Annotated in this window: 16 protein-coding genes; all 16 read left to right on the forward strand. The window is 36.1% G+C overall.

Annotated features, from left to right (window positions below; translation table 11 throughout):
* Positions 1–238 precede the first annotated feature (238 nt).
* The 16 genes from LC076_RS11880 to LC076_RS11955 all read left to right on the forward strand — a co-directional run bounded on the left by LC076_RS11880 (position 239) and on the right by LC076_RS11955 (position 25562).
* Entirely contained in the window at positions 239–2353 is a 2115-nt protein-coding gene (locus LC076_RS11880) for a (Fe-S)-binding protein (RefSeq protein WP_226669206.1), read from the forward strand.
* Between the two features lie 141 nt (positions 2354–2494).
* Entirely contained in the window at positions 2495–3673 is a 1179-nt protein-coding gene (locus LC076_RS11885) for an acetyl-CoA C-acetyltransferase (RefSeq protein ID WP_226669208.1), read from the forward strand.
* Positions 3674–3709: 36 nt separating this feature from the next.
* Positions 3710–4558 carry a 3-hydroxybutyryl-CoA dehydrogenase gene (locus LC076_RS11890; protein WP_226669211.1) on the forward strand — a complete coding sequence of 283 codons (849 nt, stop codon included), beginning with the start codon at positions 3710–3712 and terminating at the stop codon, positions 4556–4558.
* Between the two features lie 77 nt (positions 4559–4635).
* Complete coding sequence (locus tag LC076_RS11895) at positions 4636–5772, forward strand: acyl-CoA dehydrogenase (protein ID WP_226669214.1); 1137 nt, start codon at positions 4636–4638, stop codon at positions 5770–5772.
* Positions 5773–6078: 306 nt separating this feature from the next.
* Complete coding sequence (locus tag LC076_RS11900) at positions 6079–7218, forward strand: acyl-CoA dehydrogenase (protein ID WP_226669218.1); 1140 nt, start codon at positions 6079–6081, stop codon at positions 7216–7218.
* Between the two features lie 72 nt (positions 7219–7290).
* Positions 7291–7914 (forward strand): TetR/AcrR family transcriptional regulator, encoded by a 624-nt coding sequence (locus LC076_RS11905; protein WP_226669219.1) that lies wholly within the window; start codon positions 7291–7293, stop codon positions 7912–7914.
* 59 nt (positions 7915–7973) lie between these two features.
* Positions 7974–11234: a fused isobutyryl-CoA mutase/GTPase IcmF gene (gene icmF / locus LC076_RS11910; RefSeq protein ID WP_226669222.1), complete on the forward strand. Its 3261-nt coding sequence runs from the start codon at positions 7974–7976 to the stop codon at positions 11232–11234.
* A gap of 932 nt (positions 11235–12166) precedes the next feature.
* Positions 12167–14926 carry a carbohydrate binding domain-containing protein gene (locus tag LC076_RS11915; RefSeq protein ID WP_226669224.1) on the forward strand — a complete coding sequence of 920 codons (2760 nt, stop codon included), beginning with the start codon at positions 12167–12169 and terminating at the stop codon, positions 14924–14926.
* Positions 14927–15214: 288 nt separating this feature from the next.
* Complete coding sequence (locus LC076_RS11920) at positions 15215–16282, forward strand: LacI family DNA-binding transcriptional regulator (RefSeq protein ID WP_226669228.1); 1068 nt, start codon at positions 15215–15217, stop codon at positions 16280–16282.
* A gap of 492 nt (positions 16283–16774) precedes the next feature.
* On the forward strand, positions 16775–17308 hold the full coding sequence (gene rpoE, locus LC076_RS11925; RefSeq protein ID WP_226669232.1) for a DNA-directed RNA polymerase subunit delta: 534 nt from the start codon (positions 16775–16777) through the stop codon (positions 17306–17308).
* Positions 17309–17668: 360 nt separating this feature from the next.
* A complete protein-coding gene (locus tag LC076_RS11930) occupies positions 17669–19276 on the forward strand; it encodes a CTP synthase (protein WP_226669234.1) in 1608 nt (535 codons plus the stop codon).
* A gap of 609 nt (positions 19277–19885) precedes the next feature.
* Complete coding sequence (locus tag LC076_RS11935) at positions 19886–21190, forward strand: ABC transporter substrate-binding protein (RefSeq protein ID WP_226669235.1); 1305 nt, start codon at positions 19886–19888, stop codon at positions 21188–21190.
* A 77-nt stretch (positions 21191–21267) separates the two neighbouring features.
* Complete coding sequence (locus tag LC076_RS11940; protein ID WP_226669237.1) at positions 21268–22209, forward strand: carbohydrate ABC transporter permease; 942 nt, start codon at positions 21268–21270, stop codon at positions 22207–22209.
* Complete coding sequence (locus LC076_RS11945) at positions 22209–23051, forward strand: carbohydrate ABC transporter permease (protein ID WP_226669239.1); 843 nt, start codon at positions 22209–22211, stop codon at positions 23049–23051. The genes LC076_RS11940 and LC076_RS11945 overlap by 1 nt, the downstream gene beginning before the upstream one ends.
* 121 nt (positions 23052–23172) lie before the next feature.
* Positions 23173–24186 (forward strand): LacI family DNA-binding transcriptional regulator, encoded by a 1014-nt coding sequence (locus LC076_RS11950; protein ID WP_226669241.1) that lies wholly within the window; start codon positions 23173–23175, stop codon positions 24184–24186.
* A 26-nt stretch (positions 24187–24212) separates the two neighbouring features.
* Entirely contained in the window at positions 24213–25562 is a 1350-nt protein-coding gene (locus LC076_RS11955) for a GH1 family beta-glucosidase (protein WP_226669245.1), read from the forward strand.
* Positions 25563–25790 lie beyond the last annotated feature (228 nt).

Consider the following 25790-nt stretch of genomic DNA (forward strand, 5'->3'; position numbering starts at 1 on the left):
ACAATGCGAAAATTTAAAGCTGACAAATTTATTTTTATTATCTTTAACGGTAACGAAGCTTTTTATGTACATGGCATCTAGATGTATTCGACATAATTCGGGGAGTGACAGGCACCAAAAAAACTATTGACTGAATGCTCATTCATTTATTATCATAGAGGTATAGTTAAAAAGGGAAGAGTTTTAGGGGTAGTGACCAAGAAGTATTGTTACAACTGGGAGATTGGGGGAAATTGAGATGGATGCACTTTTATGGGTGAATTTTATTGCATTCTTAATTGTAACCGCTTACGCTGTACATTTATTTGTTTACTTAATTCGTACAAGGATGGCTTACATTAAGCTTGGTAAAAAAGTTGAATTTGATGGTAAGGTAAAAGAAAGATTCGAAAAGATTTTGGTTAATGTCTTTGGACAGAAGAAGTTATTGAAAGACAAGAAAAGTGGAATTATCCATGTGATGTTTTTTTATGGCTTTATTCTTGTTCAGTTTGGCGCACTTGATTTTATTATTAAAGGACTGATACCTGGTGCACATTTGCCACTAGGGCCACTGTATCCTGCGTTTACATTTTTTCAAGAGATTGTCACATTCATGATTTTAGTTGCAGTTGTTTGGGCTTTTCATCGCAGATACGTTGAAAAACTTGTTCGACTTAAGCGAGGCTTTAAATCAGGTTTAGTGCTGATCTTCATTGGCGGACTTATGTTATCTGTATTACTAGGTAATGGGATGGGGCTTGTCTGGCATGGTCATGATTTAACATGGTCAGAACCAATTGCATCTTCATTTGCATTTTTACTTAGCTTTGTTGGAGAAACAGGCTCTATCGTTATATTTTATATTGCTTGGTGGATTCATCTACTATTCTTACTAACATTTTTAGTATATGTGCCACAATCAAAGCACGCACATTTAATTGCTGGACCGGCTAATGTTTACTTTAATCGAGTTTCAAATCCAGGAAAGCTTGAAAAAATTGACTTTGAAGATGAATCACAAGAATCATTTGGTGTTGGTAAAATTGAAGATTTTACTCAGCCACAGCTTATTGATTTATATGCTTGTGTAGAGTGTGGCCGTTGTACAAATATGTGTCCGGCAACTGGTACAGGTAAAATTCTCTCTCCGATGGATTTGATCCTAAAATTAAGAGATCATTTAACCTTTACAGGGGCAGCAGTTACTCAGAAGCAGCCTTGGGTACCTGCGGTTGCCTTTAGTGGAACAAAAGGAAATCAAATCGCTATGATGGCTTCAGGTGCTGGTGCAAATGAATCTGCAGCAACAGCTGTTGACTACAGTCCATCATTAATTGGTGATGTAATTACAGAAGAAGAAATTTGGGCATGTACTACTTGTCGTAACTGTGAAGATCAATGTCCGGTTATGAATGAACATGTTGATAAAATTATTGATATGCGTCGCTATTTAGTATTAACAGAAGGAAAAATGGATGCTGATGCACAACGTGCGATGACAAATATCGAACGCCAAGGAAACCCATGGGGACTTAACCGAAAAGAGCGTGAAACATGGCGTGAGGCTAGAGAAGATGTTGTTGTACCTACTGTTAAGGAAATGAGCAAAGCTGGAGAAGAGTTTGAGTACTTATTCTGGGTTGGTTCTATGGGATCTTACGATAATCGTAGCCAAAAGATTGCTCTTTCTTTTGCAAAACTACTTAACGAAGCTGGTGTGAAATTTGCAATTCTCGGTAATAAAGAGAAAAATTCAGGTGATACACCACGTCGTCTAGGAAATGAATTTTTATTCCAAGAGCTTGCAACAAAGAACATTGATGAGTTTGTGAAAAATGACATCAAAAAGATCGTTACAATTGATCCACATGCGTACAATATTTTTAAAAATGAATATCCTGACTTTGGATTAGAAGCAGAGGTTTTCCATCATACAGAATTACTTGCTGAGCTAGTGAAATCAGGTAAGCTAAAACCAAAGCTTGCTGTTGAAGAAACAATTACCTTCCATGATTCTTGTTATTTAGGAAGATACAATGAGGTATATGATGCACCACGAGATATTTTAAAAGCGATTCCAGGTGTTAAGCTTGTTGAAATGGAGCGTAACCGCGATAAAGGTATGTGCTGTGGAGCTGGTGGTGGACTGATGTGGATGGAAGAAGATACAGGCAGCAGAATTAATGTAGCGAGAACAGAGCAAGCATTAGCTGTTAAGCCATCTGTTATTAGTGCAGGCTGTCCATATTGCTTAACAATGCTAAGTGATGGAACAAAAGCAAAAGAAGTAGAAGAAACAGTTAGCACATATGATGTAGCTGAACTACTAGAAAAATCAATTTTTGGCGAAATAAAAGAATTAGTTTCTTAAGTTATTTAGAAAGAGAAACGATCATAAAATGAAGAGGGGGTAAGAACCCCTCTTCGCTAATGCTTGTTAATTGAGCGAGCGTTCAGTCAATTTTGAAAGCGTTTGCTAAAAATAGATTTTTTACAAAGGGGAGTGTTGGATATGGCAAAAACAGTGATTTTAAGTGGGGTAAGAACACCGGTTGGAAAGTTCGGAGGTACACTGGCTTCATTAACAGCTGCAGATCTCGGAGGAATTGCGATTAAAGAAGCTTTAAAAAGAGCAAATGTTGATGGTGAGAAAGTCGATGAAGTGATCTTTGGAAATGTGCTACAGAGTGGGCAAGGGCAAATTCCTTCTCGTCAGGCTGCCCGTGCTGCTGATTTGCCGTGGAATGTTAAAACAGAAACAATTAATAAAGTGTGTGCATCAGGATTACGAAGTGTGACAGTAGCTGATCAAGTAATTAGAGCTGGTGATGAAGAAGTGATTGTTGCTGGTGGAATGGAATCGATGAGCAATGCACCTTATTTATTACCAAAAGCACGTTGGGGTTTAAAAATGGGAGATAGTGCAGTAAAGGATTCTATGATTCATGATGGGTTAACATGTAGCTTTACAGGTGTACATATGGGCACATACGGAAATAGTACCTCAAAAGATTTAGAGCTAACTCGACAAGAGCAGGATGAATGGGCATTAAGAAGCCATCAGCGGGCAGTAAAGGCACAGGAAGCTGGACTTTTAGCTGAAGAAATTATAGCTGTACCTGTTCCACAACGAAAAGGTGATCCAATAATCGTTGATCAAGACGAAGCACCACGCAAAGACACGTCCATTGAGAGATTATCAAAGCTAGCACCAGTCTTCGATCATGATGGAACAATTACAGCTGGAAATGCCCCGGGAATTAATGATGGAGCAGCTGCACTTGTATTAATGAGTGATGAGCGTGCACAAAAGGAAGGCTTACAGCCACTAGCAACAATTTTAGCTCATACGGCAATCGCTGTTGAAGCAAAGGATTTCCCAAAAACACCGGGTCTTGTGATTAATGAACTTTTAAACAAAACAGGCAAAAATATTGAAGACATTGATTTGTTTGAAATTAATGAAGCTTTTGCAACAGTTGCACTAGCTGCAAATCAATTAGCTAACTTAGATCCCGAAAAAGTAAATGTAAATGGTGGAGCTGTTGCACTTGGGCATCCAATCGGAGCAAGTGGAGCTAGAATTATCATCACACTCATACATGAATTAAAACGCAGAGGCGGAGGCATTGGTATTGCAGCGATTTGTAGTGGCGGTGGGCAAGGTGATGCGATCATGATTCAAGTTTAAGATGAAAAGTTTGATCATTATTTAAGGAGGGATAAGATGAGTATTCAGAAAATAATGGTTGTTGGAGCTGGGCAGATGGGATCAGGCATTGCCCAGGTTTGTGCGATGTCAGGAATAGATGTTGTACTACATGACATATCAGAGGAAAATGTTGAAAAAGGGATAAATTCTATTGAAAAACAGCTTACTAGATTGGTAGAAAAAGGGAAAATGACCGAAATTCAGAAGAATGAAACACAACAAAGATTAACAACCTCAGTGGACCTCGGAAATGCAAGTTCCGTCGATTTAGTGATAGAAGCGATTGTTGAAAAAATGGAAATTAAAACAAAGCTCTTCAAGGAACTAGATAAACTAACACCAGATCATACGATTCTAGCAACAAATACATCATCACTGCCAATTACTGAAATAGCTGCTGCGACAAATAGACCAGAAAAGGTTATTGGAATGCATTTTATGAATCCTGTACCTGTTATGAAGTTAGTCGAAATTATTCGTGGTCTAGCAACAGCTGATGAAGTTTTTGACCAAATTAAGAATTTAACAGAGAAGATAAACAAAGTTCCTGTTGAAGTAAATGATTTTCCAGGCTTTGTTTCCAATCGTATTTTAATGCCGATGATTAATGAAGCAATATATACCGTTTATGAAGGGGTTGCTGAGGAAGAAGCGATTGATGAGGTGATGAAGCTTGGAATGAACCATCCAATGGGACCTTTAACTTTAGCTGATTTCATCGGCCTTGATACATGTTTATATATTATGGAAACTCTTCATGAAGGGTTTGGAGATGATAAATATCGTCCATGTCCATTGTTACGAAAGTATGTAAGTGCTGGCTGGTTAGGGAGAAAATCAGGTAGAGGCTTTTATACGTATTAAATTGCGATACTAGTAGATTTTTAAGATCAAAGGGGTTTTTTCAAAACGTGCAAAGTAACGCAAAGGGGTGGATTCACGTGAATCTACATTTCACAGAAGAACAAATGATGCTGCAAAAAATGGTGCGAGAATTTGCTAAATCAGAAATTGAGCCATTTGTTGAGAAAATGGAAAAGGGGATTTTTCCGAGGGAATTGTTAAATAATATGGCAGCACTAGGTTTAATGGGTATTCCTGTTCCTGAAAAATATGGTGGAGCGGGAATGGATTTTACAGCATATACAATCGCTATTCATGAAATTTCAAAGGCTAGTGCAACACTTTCTGTCATCTTATCTGTTCATACTTCAGTCGGTACGTATCCAATACTTGCTTTTGGTAATGAAAAGCAAAAAGAAAACTATGTAAAAAAACTCGCAACGGGTCAGTACTTAGGCGCATTTTGTTTAACAGAACCAAGCTCTGGCTCTGATGCAGCAAGCATGAAAACACGTGCTGTCAAAAAGGGAGATCATTATCTATTAAATGGATCAAAGATGTTTATCACAAATGGTGGTGAAGCAGATACGTACATCGTTTTTGCAAGGACAGGTGAAGGCAAAGGCAGTGAAGGAATATCAGCTTTTATCGTCGAAAGCGGCACTCCCGGATTTGTTATAGGTAAAGATGAACATAAGATGGGGTTAAATGGATCACGAACAGTTTCATTAATGTTTGAAGACGCAAAGGTGCCAGCAGATAATCTTCTAGGTCAAGAAGGAGAAGGCTTTAAAATTGCGATGGCTAATCTTGATGGCGGAAGAATCGGTATTGCAGCCCAAGCACTAGGCATTGCTGAAGCAGCACTAGAAAAGTCAATTTCATATGCAAAAGAAAGACAGCAGTTTGGAAAACCAATTTCCACGCAACAAGGAATTGCCTTTAAGCTAGCTGATATGGCAACAAAAGTTGAAGCAGCAAAACTACTAGTCTATCAAGCAGCATGGCTTAAAGAAAATAATCTACCTTGTGGAAAACAAGCAGCAATGGCAAAGCTCCTAGCTTCTAAAACAGCTATGGAGGTGTCAACTGAAGCCATTCAAGTGTATGGCGGCTATGGCTATACAAAGGATTATCCAGTTGAAAGATATTTCCGCGATGCAAAAGTATGTGAAATCTACGAAGGTACAAGTGAAATTCAAAAAATAGTGATTAGTAAGCATTTATTAAAATAAGGCTATATTTTGAAACTTGTTGCTTTTAAAAATCTGAAGAAAACACTTCATAAAATAAAATTTACCTGATTGTAATAGTCCGTTCCATTTCGCTCCAGAAACTTGCTTTCCGCGGGGAGGAAGCTGAGCCTCCTCGGCGCAAGCGCCTGTGGGGTCTCACCCTTTCCTCTGCGCCCGCAGGAGTCAAGTTTCTTCCGCTACATTGCACTATAATTACTGTAAATATTGTTGCTTAATTAACATCTTTAGAAAAATTGTTTTACCGGATAAAAATAAGATAATTTCCAACAAAAGGGGAGATACACTATGTTTTTTAAACTATCAGAAGAACATGAAATGCTAAGAAAAACTGTACGAGATTTTGCTAAAAAGGAAGTTGAGCCAACAGCAGCAGAACGAGATGAACAAGAGCGCTTTGATATGGATCTGTTCAAGAAAATGGCTGATTTAGGATTAACAGGTATTCCATGGGATGAAGAGTATGGTGGAATTGGAAGCGATTACTTATCCTATGTAATTGCGGTCGAAGAGCTTTCAAGAGTTTGCGCAAGCACCGGGGTTACATTATCTGCACATACATCATTAGCAGGCTGGCCTTTATATAAATTTGGATCTGAGGAGCAAAAGCAAAAATACTTAAAACCTATGGCACTAGGGGAAAAAATTGGTGCATATGGCCTAACAGAACCAGGCTCTGGCTCTGACGCTGGTGGAATGAGAACAAATGCCAAACAAGATGGAAATGACTATATTTTAAATGGATCAAAAATCTTCATTACAAATGGAGGAATTGCCGACATCTACATCGTATTTGCTATAACAGATCCTTCTAGTAAAAATAAAGGAACAACAGCCTTTATTGTCGAAAAAGATTTTCCGGGATTTTCAGTAGGAAAAAAAGAAAGTAAATTAGGTATTCGTTCTTCACCTACGACTGAAATCATTTTTGAAGATTGTAGAGTGCCAAAGGAAAATATGCTTGGTCAACTAGGTGATGGTTTTAAAATAGCGATGATGACATTAGATGGTGGCAGAAATGGAATTGCTGCACAAGCTGTTGGGATTGCTCAAGGTGCTCTAGATGCTGCAATTGCATATGCAAAAGAACGTGAGCAATTTGGTAAGCCAATCGCTGCACAGCAAGGAATTAGCTTTAAGTTAGCAGATATGGCAACAAACATTGAAGCAGCACGTCTATTAACCTATCAAGCAGCATGGTTAGAATCAGAGGGACTTCCTTATGGAAAAGAATCGGCTATGTCAAAATTATTTGCTGGTGACACGGCAATGCAAGTAACAACAGAAGCTGTACAGGTATTTGGCGGTTATGGCTATACAAAGGATTATCCTGTAGAACGCTTTATGAGAGATGCAAAAATTACTCAAATATACGAAGGAACACAGGAAATTCAACGTCTAGTTATTTCGAGAATGATTACAAAATAAATGATGCAACGTAAATCAACAGAACAAATTTCAAAGGCTAATGAATAGATAAGAAAAGAGGTGGGGAGGTAGATGGAAAAACGAGAAGTTTTAGCATCTGTAAAAGATGAGAAATTAATAGAGAAGCGACGAAATCAAATGATTAAAGGAGCGGTCACTCTTTTTAAGGAAAAGGGATTTCATCGCACAACAACAAGAGAAATTGCCAAAGCAGCAGGATTTAGTATTGGCACTTTATATGAATATATCAGACAAAAAGAAGATGTCCTATATTTAGTCTGTGACACAATTTATGACCAAGTTCATATGCGCCTTGAGGAAAATATTGATACAAAACTAGGGACGATAGAAAGCCTACAGCTGGCGATAAATAATTATTTTAAAGTGGTAGATGTGATGCAGGATGAGGTGCTAGTCATGTATCAAGAAGCGAAATCTTTATCAAAAGATGCGCTTCCTTATGTTTTAAAGAAGGAAAATGAAATGGCAGCTATGTTTAAGAAAATTATTGTAAGATGTGTGGAAAATCGAGAGTTAACACTTACAGAAGAGCAGTGTGATATGGTGGCTCACAATATTATTGTTCAGGGGCAGATGTGGGCGTTTAGAAGATGGACACTTCAAAAAAATTACACACTTGAAAAATACATTGAACTACAAACAAAGCTAATTCTACAAGGGGTTGTGGAGAAATAGTCTGCGGACACTTTTGGCTTATGCTTTAGGTGTTACGTAAAACATAGGGGTGGATGTTTATGACAATAACAGAAGTGTATAAGCCAAAGCATGCTGTTCGATTTGTAACAGCATCAAGCTTATTTGATGGACATGATGCTTCAATTAACATTATGCGTCGGATTTTACAAGCAAGCGGTGCTGAAGTGATTCATTTAGGACATAATCGTTCGGTCGAAGAAATTGTTGCAGCAGCGATTCAAGAGGATGCACAAGGAATTGCGATTTCCTCTTATCAAGGTGGTCATGTTGAATTTTTTAAATATATGCATGATCTTCTGCAAGAAAAGGGTGCAGGACATATTCGACTGTTTGGTGGAGGCGGTGGAGTGATTATCCCTCGTGAAATAAGAGAATTACATGAATACGGAATCGCTAAAATCTTTTCTCCTGAAGATGGTAGAGAGCTTGGTTTACAAGGCATGATTAATCATATGATTAAAGAATGTGATTTTTCAACAGTTGAAAATGAAGCATTTGACCTTGAGCAACTAAAAGAAGGGCAGCAAAAGGCGGTTGCGAAACTGATTTCGTATGCAGAATCAAAGGTTTCTCAAGGTGAGATTTCATCCAATATTGAGCATCTATTTCAAGAACTTCAACATGTTGATTCACCTGCACCAGTTATCGGAATTACAGGGACTGGTGGAGCAGGGAAAAGCTCATTAACAGATGAATTAATTCGAAGATTTCTAAATGAAGTGCCGAATTTAAAAATTGCTGTGTTATCGATTGATCCTACGAAACAAAAAACGGGTGGAGCATTATTAGGCGACCGAATTCGAATGAATGCGATCTTTTCTCCGCGAGTGTTTATGAGAAGCTTAGCAACACGTCAATCGAAATCTGAGCTTTCACTCGCTATTCATGATGCGATTTCTGTAGTGAAGGGTGCAGGCTTTGGATTAATAATCGTCGAAACAAGTGGAATTGGTCAAGGTGATGCTGAAATTGCGGAAATCTGTGATCTTTCTATGTATATTATGACAAGTGAATTTGGAGCTCCATCACAGCTTGAAAAAATCGATATGCTCGATTATGCGGATCTGGTTGTGATCAATAAATATGAACGAAAAGGTTCAGAAGATGCAAAGCGCCAAGTACAAAAGCAATATCAGCGTAGTCGTCTTTTATTTGATGAGCCATTAGATAACATGCCTGTGTACGGAACAATTGCAAGTCAATTTAATGATTTAGGGACAAACACATTATTTTCAAAGCTATTAGAATTAATCAATGAAAAAACAAATCAACAATGGACATCATCATTGCCGATCGTTAAGGATGTTGAGAAACAAAATGTCATTATTCCACCTGAACGTCGTTACTATTTAAGAGAAATTAGTGAAACGGTAAGAAGTTATCATAAATTTTCAGAAGAACAAGCAGAAATTGCTACGAAGTTATTTCAAGTAAATGGAACGATACAGGCAATCTCTGACCAAGATGAAAACGAAGATGTTATGAAAACTTTAGTCGCTTTAAAAGAGAAATTAGAAGGAAAGTTAACTGCCGATTCAAAAGCATTGCTTAATCATTGGAATGACCTAAAGGAAAAGTATAACGCAGATGCATTTACAACAGTTATTCGAAATAAAGAAATAGTGACTAAGCTAAAAACTATCTCCTTATCAGGTCTGATGATTCCTAAGGTAGCATTACCAAAGTATAAAAATGAAGGCGATATTTTGGCGTGGTTATACAGAGAAAATGTTCCTGGGGTATTCCCATATACTGCTGGTGTGTTTCCTTTCAAACGCGAAGGTGAAGATCCTAAGCGACAATTTGCTGGAGAAGGAACGCCTGAAAGAACAAATCGACGTTTTCATTATTTATCAAAAGATGATGATGCGAAACGATTGAGTACTGCATTTGATTCTGTCACGTTGTATGGTGAAGATCCTGCATATCGTCCAGATATTTATGGGAAAATCGGTGAAAGTGGTGTGAGTATTTGTACACTTGAAGATATGAAAAAGCTATATGCTGGCTTTGATCTTTGTGCTCCATCTACCTCTGTTTCTATGACGATTAATGGACCGGCACCAATTATTTTAGCAATGTTTATGAATGCAGCCATTTCTCAGCAGGTGAGCAAAAAAGAAGAAGAGCTAGGAAGACAGCTCACTCATGAAGAGTGTGAAGAAATAAAAGCTTTTACTCTTCAAACAGTAAGAGGAACAGTGCAAGCTGATATTTTAAAAGAAGATCAAGGTCAAAACACATGTATTTTTTCAACAGAATTTGCTTTAAGGCTAATGGGGGATATTCAGCAATATTTTATCGATTATAAAGTAAGAAATTATTATTCTGTATCAATTTCAGGCTACCATATTGCTGAAGCAGGAGCGAACCCAATTTCTCAGTTAGCTTTTACGCTTTCAAATGGCTTCACATATGTTGAGTACTATTTAAGTAGAGGAATGGATATTGATTACTTTGCACCAAATCTCTCATTCTTCTTTAGCAATGGACTTGATCCAGAATACACAGTGATTGGACGTGTGGCGAGAAGAATATGGGCTACTGTTATGAGAGACAAATATGGTGCAAATGAAAGAAGTCAAAAGCTTAAGTATCATGTCCAAACCTCAGGGAGATCTTTACACGCACAAGAAATTGACTTTAATGATATTCGAACGACATTACAAGCATTAATGGCTCTTCATGATAACTGTAATTCGCTTCATACAAACGCATATGATGAAGCGATCACAACACCAACAGAAGAATCTGTTCGCCGTGCGATGGCGATTCAAATGATTATTACAAAAGAACATGGCTTAACAAAAAATGAAAACCCACTTCAAGGCTCCTTTATTATAGAAGAATTAACAGATTTAGTAGAAGAAGCTGTATTAACAGAGTTTGATCGAATCAATGAACGTGGCGGTGTACTTGGTGCGATGGAAACTCAATATCAGCGTGGCAAAATCCAGGATGAATCGATGCATTATGAAATGAAAAAACATACTGGAGAGCTGCCAATCATAGGAGTGAATACGTACTTAAACCCAAATCCACCATCACAAGAAATGATGGATAACATGGAATTAGCAAGAGCAACAAAAGAAGAAAAGGAAACACAAATTCAAAATCTACAAAAGTTCCAAAAAGCAAACGAAGATAAAATCGAAGAAGCATTAAATAGATTAAAAAGAACATCAATAGAAAACGGCAATATTTTTGCAGAACTAATGGAAACAGTAAAAGTAGCAAGTTTAGGTCAAATTACAACAGCATTGTATGAAGTTGGGGGACAGTATCGTAGGAATATGTAAGGTTAACTAATTGAATCTCTACACTCGAACTTTTCTGCTTTATAACAAGTATTGTGAGTGGTTGATTTGCGCTACAAGGATCTTGAAACGTAGATTTCAAGATTGTTGCTCGTTTTCCGCGGGAGGAATATTGAGAAAACCAACTGCTTTTTTTCAAAAAGTGACTTTTTCTAGGGTGGGCGGTGAGCTTTCGGCATAACCACTGCACCCTCGGGAGTTGCGTACATCTTTTGCACCAATCAATCTCTCAAAAGATACTTTTTCATAAACTATGTTGATTTTTAGTCACTTGAAAGAAACTTACCATAGAAAGGTGAAATGAATGAAAGAGCATACTGTATTAGCAAACTAGTTAAAAACGCTAATTAAAACAAAATGTATCTGGAAAAAGTAACGGACATTTGTTATTTAATTTTGGTCAGAATAAAAAAGTTTATTTACCCACGATAAAAGATGGATCAATGAAGGAAATTTTAGCCTATATTTGTATTTAATCATATTATTTTTGATATTTTCGTAGACACGCTTTTAAAGTTATGAATAAAAATTTTGATCTAACATTATAAAGTGATAAATAATCAACATTTGAAGACGTCGACAAATTCATAAAAAAAAGATTGAAATTTTAAAAATTGTCGTTTAAAATAAATCTTGAAAGCGGTTTCCGTAATTTCAATAAAACTACTTTACTGCTTTAGCAAAAGATTTTATATAAAAGACATTAGTTTTTTTTACCCATCTACTAACGCGTGTTAGTATTAGCTGGAGGAGCTAGTTACTTTTATAAAATAACGAAGATTCCGTAATTGTTACAACGAGGTATAAATACCATTATTTTTAAAAAAACATATGATAAAAACCGGTTTCTTTGAGGAGGTGGTGATTACCAATAGCCCTGTAAAACTATACATTTTATTAAACGGAGGAAGATTATGAATATTAGAAAAATATTTTTTGTATTACTAGCAGTTATTCTTATTAGTTCCAGCTTTACCTTTAAAGGTAGCGTTTCTGCTGCAGAAAACACAGCAACGGATTCTACTCAAGTGACAGACGATTGGGAATTGGTTTGGTCTGACGAATTTAATGGCAACGATATAAACATGGAAAACTGGAGTTATGATGTTCCGACAAATGGCAGATATAACGGTGAAATACAATCGTATACAGAAAATAATGCCTTTGTGAAAGATGGCTCTCTTATTCTAGAGGCGAGAGAAGAAGATATTACAGAGGCAGATGGCCAAACGTATAACTACTCTTCTGCTAAACTAATTTCTAAAGGTAAGCAGAAATGGACGTATGGCAAAGTGGAAGTAAAAGCAAAAATGCCTTCAGGACAAGGGATTTGGCCTGCAATATGGATGATGCCTGAGGATGAACCTTTTTATGGCACATGGCCAGTTAGTGGAGAAATTGACATTATGGAGCTATTAGGACATGAACCTGATACAGTTCATGGAACGATCCACTTCGGTAAACCACATCAACAAAGACAAGGACATTATTATTTACCTGATGGTCAATCATTTGCTGATGATTATCATGTTTACAGTATAGAATGGGAACCAGGCGAAATTAGATGGTATATTGATGGTGAGTTATATCACACGGCAAATGACTGGTTCACTAAAAGTGACTCTAACGCAGATGACTATACGTACCCAGCACCATTTGATCAAGATTTCTTCTTAATTATGAACATTTCAGTAGGTGGGGGATGGCCTGGTAATCCTGATGAAACAACAGTATTCCCTCAACAAATGGCAGTTGATTATGTGAAAGTATTCCAAAAAGATGAGTACCCTGTACGTGAAAAACCTGTTAGTGAAGAGGAAGACCAAGGTAGAGCACCTTTAGAAGATGGTAACTATGTATACAATGGTGGCTTTAACATGGATGACCCTGAGGTAGACGGTGTAGAAGGTGTTCAGAATTCTGATTATTGGACATTTTCAAAAGATGGTGGTGCAGTTGCTAATCTTGTACCAAATAATGGTGCAATGGATGTGCAAATTGAATCAGGAGGTAATGTTGAGCACGGAGTTCAATTACTTCAAGCACCAATACATCTTATAAAAGGAGCAAAGTATAGAGCTTCCTTTAAAGCAAAAGCAGAAACTGAAAGACCGCTAAAAGTGAAGATAGGTGCAGATGGAGATCGAAGTTGGAAGGATTATGCTGGTCAAGATCCTTTTACTTTAACAACATCTTGGGAAGATTATTCTTTTGAATTCACGATGAATGATGAAACTGATGTTAAAGCTCGATATGAATTCAATATGGGTCTTAATAACGGTGATATTTCATTTGACGATGTGAAATTAGAAAAAATTGCAGATGCAGATCCTATTGATCCTTCAAAAATAGTAAGAGATCCACTTCCAACTGGAAATTATATCTATAATGGTACGTTTGACCAAGGTACAGAGAGAATGGGCTATTGGGAATTCAGAACAGACGGATCCGCAGATGCAACTAGATATATCGGAAGTGCTGTAAATGAAAGAAGATTTGAAGCACGAATCAGTAATGGTGGTAACAATGCAAATTCAGTACAATTAGCTCAAAAAGGTTTCAATCTAGAAAATGGAAAACCATATCAATTAACGTTTGATGCGAGTTCTGAAGCAGAAAGAGATATTCAAGTAGCTATAACAAACTCAAAGTCTGAAGTAGTTCATGAAGAAACGATAAGTTTATCCACAACTACAGAAGAATATACATTAGATTTAACTATGAATGCTGCATCTGATAATAATTCAGAGCTTCAATTTAATATTGGTGGTAATGACAGCGATGTTCACATTGACAATGTATTTTTGAAAAGACTACCTTTGGAGCAAGTAGAGGGAAATCTTGTGAAAAATGGAATCTTTGATGGTCTAGCTAATTGGAGAGCGGAAGCATATAATCCTGGTAAAGCAACTTTTGCTATCAATGAAGAGGGACAAGCTAAAGCATCTATTACAGATATAGGTTCTGCTGATTGGAATATTCAAGTATTCCAACAGGGAATTAATTTTGAGCAAGATGCTACTTATGAGGTTTCATTTGATGCAAAATCAACTGTTGATCGACCATTACGTGTACAAATTCAACATAATGGGGAAGAAGATAACAATTGGACAGGATACTTTGATCAAACAGCATCATTAACAAACACACTGAAAAACTATACTTACACATTTAAAATGACAGAACCATCAGATCCTGCCGCTAAATTTGGTTTTGCATTAGGGAAAGATGCTGATGGATTAACACCAGCAGAAGGACATGATGTTGTTATTGACAATGTTATAATTAAAAAGGTAGAAGAAGATAGTACGCCAGAAACGCCAGAAACGCCAGAAACACCAGAAACGCCAGAAACACCAGAAACGCCAGAAACGCCAGAAACGCCAGAAACGCCAGAAACACCAGAAACACCAGAAACACCAGTACCAAATCCAGGAGATGGAGAAGGTGAAACTCCAGGAGATGAAACTCCAGGAGATGAAACACCAGGGGTTGAAGAGACAGAAAAAGATCCTGTTAAAGAAGCTGGAAACATGAAAGATTCTAGCGACAAAGACGGTGAAAAATTACCAGATACATTCACATCTCTATATAACTATTTACTTATTGGCCTTTTAGCTCTTGCTTCTGGAATGGTTGTTTACTTTAGAACAAGAAAAAAGATACTAGAGTAGTAGAGAAATAGAAATACGTGGATTGCATGATTGATACATTGTGTCTAAGAGTGGAACAGAAAACTAATTGGGTTTTTGGTTAAATATGAATAAATAGAAAATGATAAAATAAGAACACCAACTAATTTCTAATTTAAAAGCTGTCTAAAAGGTTATTTTACTTTTTGAGACAGCTTCTTTTTATTAGCATTAGAAATGTGACATCAATAATGAGAAAAGCTCCATAGTTAAAATCTTACTTGTATTTGATATAATAGGAAATATTATTAGGAATTAGGTGAAGACATTATGCGTAGTGAAGATCTCGCAAAGCTTGTTGGAGTTTCTAGAAGTACAATAACAAGAGTCATCAATAATTATCCGGATATCCCTCAGGCGACAAGAGATAAAGTTTTGGAGGCGATTAAAGAGCACAATTATGCTCCGAATGCGTCGGCTAGAAAATTGGCAGGAGCAACGAATAAAATGATTGCTATTGTTTTGTTGGATGTAAAGGATGATGGTGTGACCCATCATGTCAAAATGACAGATGATACATTAATATCAAACAACTCATACTTTTCTCCAGTTATTAATTTCGTAACTGATCAAGCGAATAAAATGGATTATTATGTTATCATCTCTATTGCCTATTCGAAGGATGACTTAAAGAAAGTGAAACGTATTTTTGATCAAAAAATGATCGATGGCGCGATTTTTATTGGTACACAGGAACCAGAGAATGAGATGATTTTCGATCTTATTAAGCAAGGCCACAACATAGCACTGATTGATACTAATGAAGTACATAGCAAAAGTCATGATGCTATTTATATTAATTTAAATAACTATGAAGGCAGTGTTAAAGCAGTAAATTATCTAATTGAGCTAGGACATAAAAGCATTGGTATTATTACTGGGAACTTAAAGAAATTATCAGCGCAGGAGAGGCTAGATGGATTAAAAGAGACGTTACAGCATAATGGGTTGGAGCTTAGTAGTCACCATCTTTTTCAGGGAGATTTCACGGAAGACAGCGGGTATGAGGGAGTAAAGCATATTCTTGATACTCCTAATAAGCCCACAGCCATTTTTGTAAGTAACGACACGATGGCAATCGGTGCTTATAAAGCTATTGCAGAGCTAGGATTGAACATTCCAGAGGATATTTCCATTATAGGCTTTGATAATTCGTTTATATCGTCGTATCTTACTCCGCCACTAACAACCATTGATATTTCGTTTGCAGATATAGCTAAGAGAGCAACAACACTTCTAATCGAATCGATTGAACAGAAAAAGCAGTTTAATATTGTTGAAAAAAGCAAAGCTACGCTTATAAAAAGAGAATCATGTAAGGATATCCGAAAAGATTGAAATGAGCCTATGGGGCATAACCTACAGTTTTTTACTACTTTCAAATCGTATCGAGTAAATAAACAGAGAAACTTAAATGATTATCATTCACTAAGGCTGTTTTAGTAAACTTTGAGCTTTTTAATACTTGATGGAAAAAGCACTATATAAAGTCTAGTGGCATCTTTTCTTCTAGAATAGTACCTTTAATGTGAAGAAAACACTGTCTCTAACAGAGAATTAGTTCAATTAGCAACAGTTCTTCAGAAAAGAGCCTTCACTAAAAACTCCCATTTGAATAAAGCCTACCATTTGGTATTCATTCTGACACAAAGGTGCAGAAGCATTTTTGTGTATTTTTTACGTTATAAAGGTGGCATAAACTGCTAGAATTTGTTTATAATGAATGGTATGGTTTGTTGACTTTACAATTTGTACATAATGGTAACGAATAATACTAATGTTCTTATTTCTTAATTTATAGATTGATGACCTAGAAAGGGAGTGCCGTATTTGAGTCTAAAACAATTAACAGATGAGCAAATAAAAGAAATGGCAATGGTTGAGGTTGCATATGAGCTTTTTATAGAAGGTAAAAAGCCTTATGTATTCAGTGAATTAGTAGAGGAAGTAGCAACTTTACTAGGACTTACTAAAAAACAAGTAGAAGATAAAATTGCACAATTTTATACAGATATAAATATTGATGGACGCTTCATTTGTGTAGGAGAAAATATGTGGGGACTTCGTACTTGGTATCCATATGAACAAATTGAAGAGGAAATTGTACCTGTTACAAAACCTAAAAAGAAAAAATCTAAAGCAGCTGATGATGATGATTTAGAAGAAGTGTTTGATGAACTAGAGGATGATCTAGATTATGATGATTTAGATGATTTCGATGATAGTGATGATGACGAAGAAGATGATGATGATTTTGATGATATCGATGACGCGGATATCGACGAAGATGATGATGATCTTATTGATGATGATGACGAAGATTTAGATGATGATGAAGAAGATGAAGAAGAAGACGAAAAATAACGCTAAATCGTCTTGACTTTCTTTTTGCTAGTAGGTAGAATCTATTTTGGGCTCTTAAAAAGCTATCGTTTGTAATTTACCATTTACAGCTCCCTTTCAACTTGTTTGGAAGGGAGCTTTCTTATTTTATAAGGAAAAAAATTAACTTAAGCTCCGATCTTCTTCATAGAAAATCGATTCTTCATTTTAAGTTAGTGTAGAGACAAGCATTAAAAGCTGTTTTTTAAATGGATTGATTTAAAGCTGGCTATTGATTTTGTCGGAAATACAGGGACCTTTCGCTTTTCTACTAAGTTTTTCAAATTTATTTATTCATTTTTGTGCAATATAAAAACATATAGCTTCTTTAGGGGGAAGATCATGACAAAGTATATTTTTGTAACTGGTGGCGTTGTTTCATCTCTAGGAAAAGGAATCACAGCTGCTTCATTAGGTAGACTATTAAAAAACCGTGGCATGAGTGTAACGATTCAAAAATTCGATCCTTACATAAATGTGGATCCAGGAACAATGAGTCCATATCAGCATGGTGAAGTATTTGTAACGAATGATGGCGCTGAGACTGATTTGGATTTAGGTCACTATGAGCGTTTTATTGATGTGAACTTAACGAAGTTCAATAACGTGACAACTGGTAGAATTTATTCAACCGTTTTAAAGAAAGAACGCCGTGGAGATTATCTAGGTGGAACAGTCCAGGTTATCCCACATATAACAAATGAAATAAAAGAAAGAGTTTTCCGTGCTGGTAAAGAAACAGGTGCAGATGTTGTCATTACTGAGATTGGTGGAACGGTTGGTGATATCGAATCACTACCTTTCTTAGAAGCGATTCGCCAAATTAAGAGTGATATCGGCCGTGATAATGTAATGTACATCCACTGTACACTTATTCCTTATATTAAAGCCGCTGGTGAATTAAAAACAAAACCAACACAGCACAGTGTGAAAGAGCTTCGCAGCTTAGGTATTCAACCAAATGTCATTGTTGTTCGTACAGAAATGCCAATTTCTCAAGATATGAAAGATAAAATTGCTCTATTCTGTGATATTGACACAAACGCAGTTATTGAGTGTCGTGATGCTGAAACTCTTTATTCAATTCCGTTAGCTCTACAAGATCAGAATTTAGATTCTATCGTTTGTAATCACTTAAAGCTTCAGTGTAATGAAGCAGACATGACAGAGTGGACTGAGTTAGTAAAACGAGTAACGAATCTTTCTAAAACAACGAAAATTGGTTTAGTAGGAAAATATGTAGAATTACAAGATGCTTATATCTCTGTAGTAGAAGCACTTCGTCATGCAGGATATGAATATGATTCTGATATTGAGATTAAGTGGGTTAATGCAGAAACATTAACTGAAGACACAGTGAAAAGTCAGCTTGAAGATGTTGATGGAATTTTAGTTCCTGGTGGCTTCGGAGATCGTGGTGTTGAAGGTAAGATCTTAGCTACAACTTATGCTCGTGTAAATAAAGTCCCATTCTTAGGGATTTGTCTTGGAATGCAGGTTGCTTCCATTGAATTTGCGCGCAATGTAGTAGGCTTAAAAGGAGCAAATTCTTCTGAAATTGATCCAAGCACACAATACCCGGTTATTGATCTACTTCCTGAGCAAAAGGATATTGAGGACCTTGGTGGAACTCTACGTCTAGGTTTATCACCAAGTAAGCTACAAGAAGGAACTCAGGCTTATGAAGCATATCAAGATGAAGTGATTTATGAGCGTCATCGTCATCGCTATGAGTTTAACAATGAATATCGTCAAGTAATGGAAGAAGCAGGATTTGTATTCTCAGGAACAACACCTGATGGACGTCTAGTTGAAATTATTGAACTAAAAGATCATCCTTGGTTTGTTGCGTCACAATTCCACCCGGAATTCACATCAAGACCGACTAAGCCACAACCACTATTCCGTGACTTTGTGCGTGCATCTTTAACAGCAGCTGAAAAGATTTAAAAACATAGAACTTCGTTAGATCATGTAGGTTCTCATAAAATGAAGCTATCTATCCTTCTTTCTTTAAGAAATGGGAATAGATAGCTTTTTTAAGACTCTTTTCTGAACGATTGTGGCTATGTAACCAGAATTTGGTTTAAAAACAGTGTTTTTTCACTATAAGGGTACTATTTTATGAAGAAAAGATGTCACTAGCCTTAATACTGTACCGTTTGCTTCGGATATTGAAAAGCAACAAAGTTTGCGAAAAGAACCTGTTTTAATAACGTCTTAGAAATTGTACGCAGTATTGTCGTATAGTTCTATTGCATAATTTTTTTTATAATATGAAGTTCTATCTTTAACTATAAAACATAAATTATTATACTAAGAAAGAGATAATACTTCCTTATATCATGTAATCTTTTTCTTTCTAGGAAACCGGTTTTTATAATTTTTCAAAAAAATCAAAAAAACAGTTGAATATAATGCCAATACATTATATAATTCTACTTGAAAGCGGTTTCTGATACTAAATAATGTAATTTGGTTTCTGTTTTAAGAAATCGGTTTCTCTATTTAGTTGTTATGACCGATTCACAATAAAGAATATTTAAGGGGGAAATACAGATGAAAAGCATGAAGAAATGGTTAGCTTTAGGTTTAACGTTAGTTCTTGCCTTCACATTAGCTGCTTGTAATGGTGGTGGAAATGAAGGGGCTTCAAATGATGGTGGCGGAAAAGATAAAGATGAAAAAGTAGAATTAACGTTCTGGGCTTTTGGAGCTACTGGATATGAAGAGTTAGTTAAAGCATACCAGGAAGAAAATCCAAATGTTACAATAAAATTTAAATCTTCTGAAACTGAAGAACATCATAATGCATTATTTACTTCATTATCAGCAGGTAGTGGTGCTCCTGATATCGCAATGCTTGAGGTTGATCAATTTGATCGTTTCAAAGCAGCGCAAGATCGTTTTGCAAACTTATATGATCTAGGTGCAAAAGACGTTCAAGATCAATACCTAGAGTGGAAATGGAATGCTGGAGAAAATGCTGATGGCGATTTCTTATTCGGTCTTCCAACTGATATTGGTCCAAAAGCTTTATACTATCGTACAGATGTATTTGAAGCAGCTGGTTTACCAACTGAGCCTGCTGAAGTAGAAGCATTAATCAATTCTCCAGAAGCTTTTAAAGAAGCTGGATTGCAAGTGAAAGAGAAAACTGGTAAACCATTCGTAGACAGTATTGAAATGGCTTACAGAGCACTTCTTGATCCTGCAGTTGAGCAATACTTAAATCCTGAAGGCGAATTAATCCTCGACAAAGAGGGTAGTGCAGTTAAAAAAGCTTATGATTATGCAGTAGAATTAAATGAAGCTGGAATTGTAGGGAAATTTGATATGTGGACACCAGAATGGTCTAATGCTGTAAATAATGGTGAATTCGCAGCTGAATTAGGTGCTGGTTGGTTAAAAGGTTGGATGGAAGGAAATGCTCCAGATGCTTCAGGTAAATTTAAAGTTGCTACATTACCATCTGAATTTGCTGCAAACTGGGGAGGATCTTATATCGCGATCCCAAGTGAAACAGACAATGCTCAAGCAGCTTATGATTTCGTAGAATGGTTAGTATCACCAGAAAACCAATTAAAATCTTTCCAAAGTAATGGATTGTTCCCATCTGCACCAGCTGTATATGAGATGGAAGAGTTTACTGCGAACCAAGATGAATTCTTTGGTGGTCAAGTAACTTCTGAAGTTTTTGCTACGGCTGCACAAGATATTGAAGGAGCAGTTTTCAAAGGTGAAAAATACTTCCCAGTTCATCAAGAAGTACTGAATGCTCTTAAGAACGTTCAAGATGGTGGAGATCCTGAGGAAGAGTGGGAAGCAGCTGTTAAACGTGCTCAAGATTTAATAAGTCGCTAATCTGACTATTCAATTATTTTGACTATGGTGCTCAAAGGGGCACCATAGTCAATTTATAAAGGAAACGGGGAGTGAAAATGGTTTCTGCAAATGAAAAAAAAGTCAAAAACAAACGATTTTTGTCTGAAGAAAAGAAAGATATGATATCTGGATATTTATACGTTTCACCATTCTTTATCATTTTTGCGGTTGTGGGTCTTTATCCAGCACTATTTAGTATCTATTTAGCTTTCCAAAAATGGAATGGATTAAGTCCAATGGAATTTGTAGGGTTGAATAATTTCAAAGTTGTTTTAGTAGATCCGCTTTTTTGGAAATCCGTTTATAACACAGTGATTATAGGATTAATGGGAACTGCACCACAATTAATTATAGGGATCATTCTTGCATTTTTACTAAACTTATCGTTTCTCCGCTTTAGAAATTTCTTCAGAGTTACGATCTTCATGCCGTATATTACGTCAATGGTTGCAGTAGCCCTCATATTTAGTGTTTTATTTAGTAACCATGAATCTTCCCTCGCCAACTATGTATTAGGAGTATTTGGTTTTGATCCTGTAAGTTGGGGAACGTCTGAATGGGGAACAAAAATAGCTATTTCGATCATGGTGTTCTGGAGATGGGTTGGATACAACACAATTATTTATTTGGCTGGACTCCAAAGTATTTCTAATGATTTATATGAAGCAGCGACAATTGATGGAGCTAATAAGTTCCAACAACTTATGTACATTACAATGCCGTTATTAAAACCTTTTATCACTCTAACTGTTTTCTTTTCAACTGTTGGAGCATTACAATTATTCGCAGAACCAACAGTATTCCTTGGAGCAGCTGCTTTTACAAGAGATGAAGCAATGACTGTCGTGATGTACTTATATCGTGATGCGTTTAAGCTACAATCCTTTGGTACAGCTTCAGCAACAGCGGTTATCTTATTAATTATTATTATCGTATTCTCAGCGATTAATACATTACTAACTTCAGGTTATGGTAAGAAGAGGAAGGAGGCAAAATAATGGGTGAAGTAGCTGGAGCAAAAAAGTTTTCGTTAGGAAGAATTGCAATCTATGTTTTTATGAGTTTAGCATCCTTGCTTTCTCTTTTTCCATTTTATTGGATGTTTGTTATGGCAACAAGTCCAAGTTCTGCCTATAACTCAATCCCGCCAACAATTACGCCGGGTAAACTATTAGTTGAGAACTTTCAAAAAGTATTAGGATCAATCGATTTCTTCCAAGCAATGTGGAATACGATCATTCTATGTACGTCAGTAACAATTATCGTATTGATTATTAGTTCTTTAGCTGGTTTTGCATTTTCTAAATTCAAATTTCCAGGAAAGAATGCATTGTTTGTAGGTATTCTTTTAACAATGGTTATCCCTCCTCAGTTAGGGTTAATTCCACAATTCTACTTAATATCAAAAGCGGGATTATTGGATACTTTACATGGGGTAGCACTATTATTCTTCTTGAATCCTTTAGGGATCTTCTTGATGAGACAATATGTGACAGGTTCAGTGCCAGATGAACTTATTGAAGCAGCAAAGCTTGATGGTTGTTCTAATTTCAGAATCTACAGAAGCATTGTTTTGCCAATTATTTTACCGGCATTTGCCACACTAGGAATCATTGTATTTACCGCTGTATGGGGAGAATTCCTATGGCAATTTACGATTTTAAGAGATCCAGAGATGTACACAATTCAAGTTGCGTTAGCGAATTTGAGTAATACATTCAATATCGATTTCGGTATGATCTTATCAGGTGTTTTCTGGGCGACCGTCCCATTAATTATCATCTTCTTATTGTTCAACCGATTATTTATTTCGAGTATTACAGATGGAGCAGTGAAATAACTCTCCTTTCCATAAAGTTCATTGTTAGAATGACATTTATAAAATTGAATTTTCGTGAAAATAATAGTAATCTAACAGTATTAACTTATTATGAAGGCGAAAGGCAATCGAGGAACCCACTATGAATTTAACTATTAAAGATATCGCGAAAATGGCTGGAGTATCTCCAGGAACTGTATCTAAAATTATTAATAATTATAGTGGCATTAGTGAAAAAACGAAGAAGAAAGTTATGGATATTATAACTGAAACAGGTTATCAACCTACTTTTTCTGCAAAGGCACTAGCCACTAAAAAATCTAATTTAATAGGGTTAATATATGCCGGAAAAGTAAATGTTGATTTTACCCATCCATATTTCAATGAAGTTGTTACTTCGTTTAAAAAGGCGATTGGACTGTTAGGTTACGATATTATTATGTTTTCAAATGAACAATTTTATAAAGATAACGGTAGTTACTTAGCAAGATGTAGACACTTTCATGTTGATGGATGTCTTATTATCTCGGGTGAGGAAGTAGAAGATGCCATTTATGAGTTAGTAAGAGAAGAAATTCCCTGTATGGGTATTGACATACAGTTAAATGGCCCAAAGTCGAGCTTTGTCATGAGTGATAATGTTAATTTATCAAGAAAAGTGATACAACACTTCTATTTACACGGTATACGTGATATTGGGTTTATAGGAGGGAATAGTGATTCTGCTATTACATCTTTTCGAGAAAAAGGCTTTAGAGACACAATGTATCAGCTTGGGCTCAAAATTAATTCGAATTGGGTTCAATATGGAGACTTCCACGAAGAAAGTGGATATCAAGCAATGAAAAGGATTTTAGAAATAAAGCCATATCCTAGAGCAATCTTTGCAGTCTCTGATATGATGGCGCTTGGTGCAATAGAGGCTATCAAAGAAAAAGGATTAAAGGTTCCACAAGATATCTCTGTTATTGGTTGTGATGACATTGATGCTTGTCGTCATAGCAGTCCAAAACTAACTACTGTAAGACAGGATAAAGACAGATTAGGCAAATTGGCTGCATATATGTTAGACGATTTAATAAATGGTAAATCACAACTAAAACCTATTTTTATTGATTCTGAACTTATTATTAGAGAATCTTGTGGAAATTTGTAGAATAGATTTAGTGGAGGGCAAACAAAATGGCTATCATAGAATTTCCAAAAGATATAAGATGGGGAGCTGCTACAGCTGCTTATCAAATCGAAGGTGCTGCAACAAAGGATGGAAGAGGACTTTCGATTTGGGATACATTTTCAAAAACACCAGGAAAAGTTTTAAATGGAGATAATGGGGATACAGCTTGTGATAGCTATCATCGTTATGAAGAAGATATTGCACTTATGAAAGAGTTAGGAATTGATATTTATCGATTCTCCGTTTCATGGCCACGTATCTTTCCAACAGGAACTGGTGAGGTTAATCAAAAAGGACTTCAATACTATCATGATTTTGTTGATGCGCTTTTAGCAAATGGCATTGAACCAATGTGTACTCTTTACCATTGGGATCTTCCGCAGGCTCTTCAGGATAAGGGTGGCTGGGAAAACCGCGAAACAGTTGATGCCTTTGCGGAGTATGCTGATTTAATGTTTAAAGAATTTGATGGAAAGATTAAAAAATGGATCACGATAAATGAACCATGGTGTGTTTCATTTTTGTCTAACTTCATCGGACTTCATGCACCAGGATATCGTAATCTCCAGTTAGCAACAACGATTTCACATCATCTTCTATTAGCACATGGTAAGGCTGTAACGAAATTCAGAGAATCAGGTGTTACAGGTGAAATTGGTTATGCTCCAAACTTAGAATGGAACGAACCATATAGTAATAAACAAGAAGATATTGATGCATGTAACAGAGGAATGGGCTGGTTTATCGAATGGTTCTTTGATCCAGTATATAAAGGCAGCTATCCACAATTTATGGTTGAATGGTTCGAGAAAAAAGGAGTAACACTTTCAATTCAAGAAGGTGATATGGCATTTATTCATCAGCCAATTGATTTTGTTGGGATCAACTATTACACAGGCAGTGTTGCGAGATACAAAGAAAACCATGATTTATTTGATGTAGAAAAAGTAGATATTGGTTATGAGAAAACAGATTTTGATTGGAATATCTACCCTGAAGGTTTTTATAAAGCATTATCGAAGTTGAAAGATCAATATGGTCAGATTCCTATTTATATTACAGAAAATGGAGCTTGCTATAATGATGGTGTTGAAAATGGTCGTGTGAAGGATCAAAGAAGAATAGATTACCTGAAACAACATTTAACATCATTAAGTAGAGCGATAGATTCTGGTGTAAACATTAAAGGCTATCTAACATGGTCACTACTTGATAACTTTGAATGGGCTGAAGGCTATGATAAGCGTTTTGGTATTATTCATGTTGACTTCAATACGTTAGAGCGAACAAAGAAAGACAGCTACTATTGGTATAAGCAAACAATCAAAAATGGCTGGTTTGATATGTTTTATTAAGGCTCTTTTCTGAAAGATTGTTGCTAATTGACTTAATTATCTGTTGAAAACAGTCTTTTTAACGCATAAATGGTACTTTTCTAGCAGAAAAGATGCCACAAGACTTTATATAGTGCTGTTTCCTTCAAGATTGTCAAATCAACAAAGCTTAAGAAAACAATCTTTATTAATGAATAGACCCCTTTTAGAAATCGGTTTCTGATTGGGGTCTTTTCTTACTATTTTTAA

This window comes from Metabacillus litoralis (assembly GCF_020524045.1).
Classification (GTDB): Bacteria; Bacillota; Bacilli; order Bacillales; family Bacillaceae; genus Metabacillus; species Metabacillus litoralis_C.

Excerpts from the sequence above, each read along its gene's own strand:
- LC076_RS11920 (WP_226669228.1), top strand. The coding sequence starts at position 15,215 with ATGCGTAGTGAAGATCTCGCAAAGCTTGTTGGAGTTTCTAGAAGTACA.
- LC076_RS11945 (WP_226669239.1), top strand. The coding sequence starts at position 22,209 with ATGGGTGAAGTAGCTGGAGCAAAAAAGTTTTCGTTAGGAAGAATTGCA.
- LC076_RS11885 (WP_226669208.1), top strand. The coding sequence starts at position 2,495 with ATGGCAAAAACAGTGATTTTAAGTGGGGTAAGAACACCGGTTGGAAAG.
- LC076_RS11915 (WP_226669224.1), top strand. The coding sequence starts at position 12,167 with ATGAATATTAGAAAAATATTTTTTGTATTACTAGCAGTTATTCTTATT.
- LC076_RS11900 (WP_226669218.1), top strand. The coding sequence starts at position 6,079 with ATGTTTTTTAAACTATCAGAAGAACATGAAATGCTAAGAAAAACTGTA.
- LC076_RS11935 (WP_226669235.1), top strand. The coding sequence starts at position 19,886 with ATGAAAAGCATGAAGAAATGGTTAGCTTTAGGTTTAACGTTAGTTCTT.
- LC076_RS11950 (WP_226669241.1), top strand. The coding sequence starts at position 23,173 with ATGAATTTAACTATTAAAGATATCGCGAAAATGGCTGGAGTATCTCCA.
- icmF (WP_226669222.1), top strand. The coding sequence starts at position 7,974 with ATGACAATAACAGAAGTGTATAAGCCAAAGCATGCTGTTCGATTTGTA.
- LC076_RS11940 (WP_226669237.1), top strand. The coding sequence starts at position 21,268 with ATGGTTTCTGCAAATGAAAAAAAAGTCAAAAACAAACGATTTTTGTCT.
- LC076_RS11880 (WP_226669206.1), top strand. The coding sequence starts at position 239 with ATGGATGCACTTTTATGGGTGAATTTTATTGCATTCTTAATTGTAACC.
- LC076_RS11905 (WP_226669219.1), top strand. The coding sequence starts at position 7,291 with ATGGAAAAACGAGAAGTTTTAGCATCTGTAAAAGATGAGAAATTAATA.
- LC076_RS11890 (WP_226669211.1), top strand. The coding sequence starts at position 3,710 with ATGAGTATTCAGAAAATAATGGTTGTTGGAGCTGGGCAGATGGGATCA.
- LC076_RS11955 (WP_226669245.1), top strand. The coding sequence starts at position 24,213 with ATGGCTATCATAGAATTTCCAAAAGATATAAGATGGGGAGCTGCTACA.
- LC076_RS11930 (WP_226669234.1), top strand. The coding sequence starts at position 17,669 with ATGACAAAGTATATTTTTGTAACTGGTGGCGTTGTTTCATCTCTAGGA.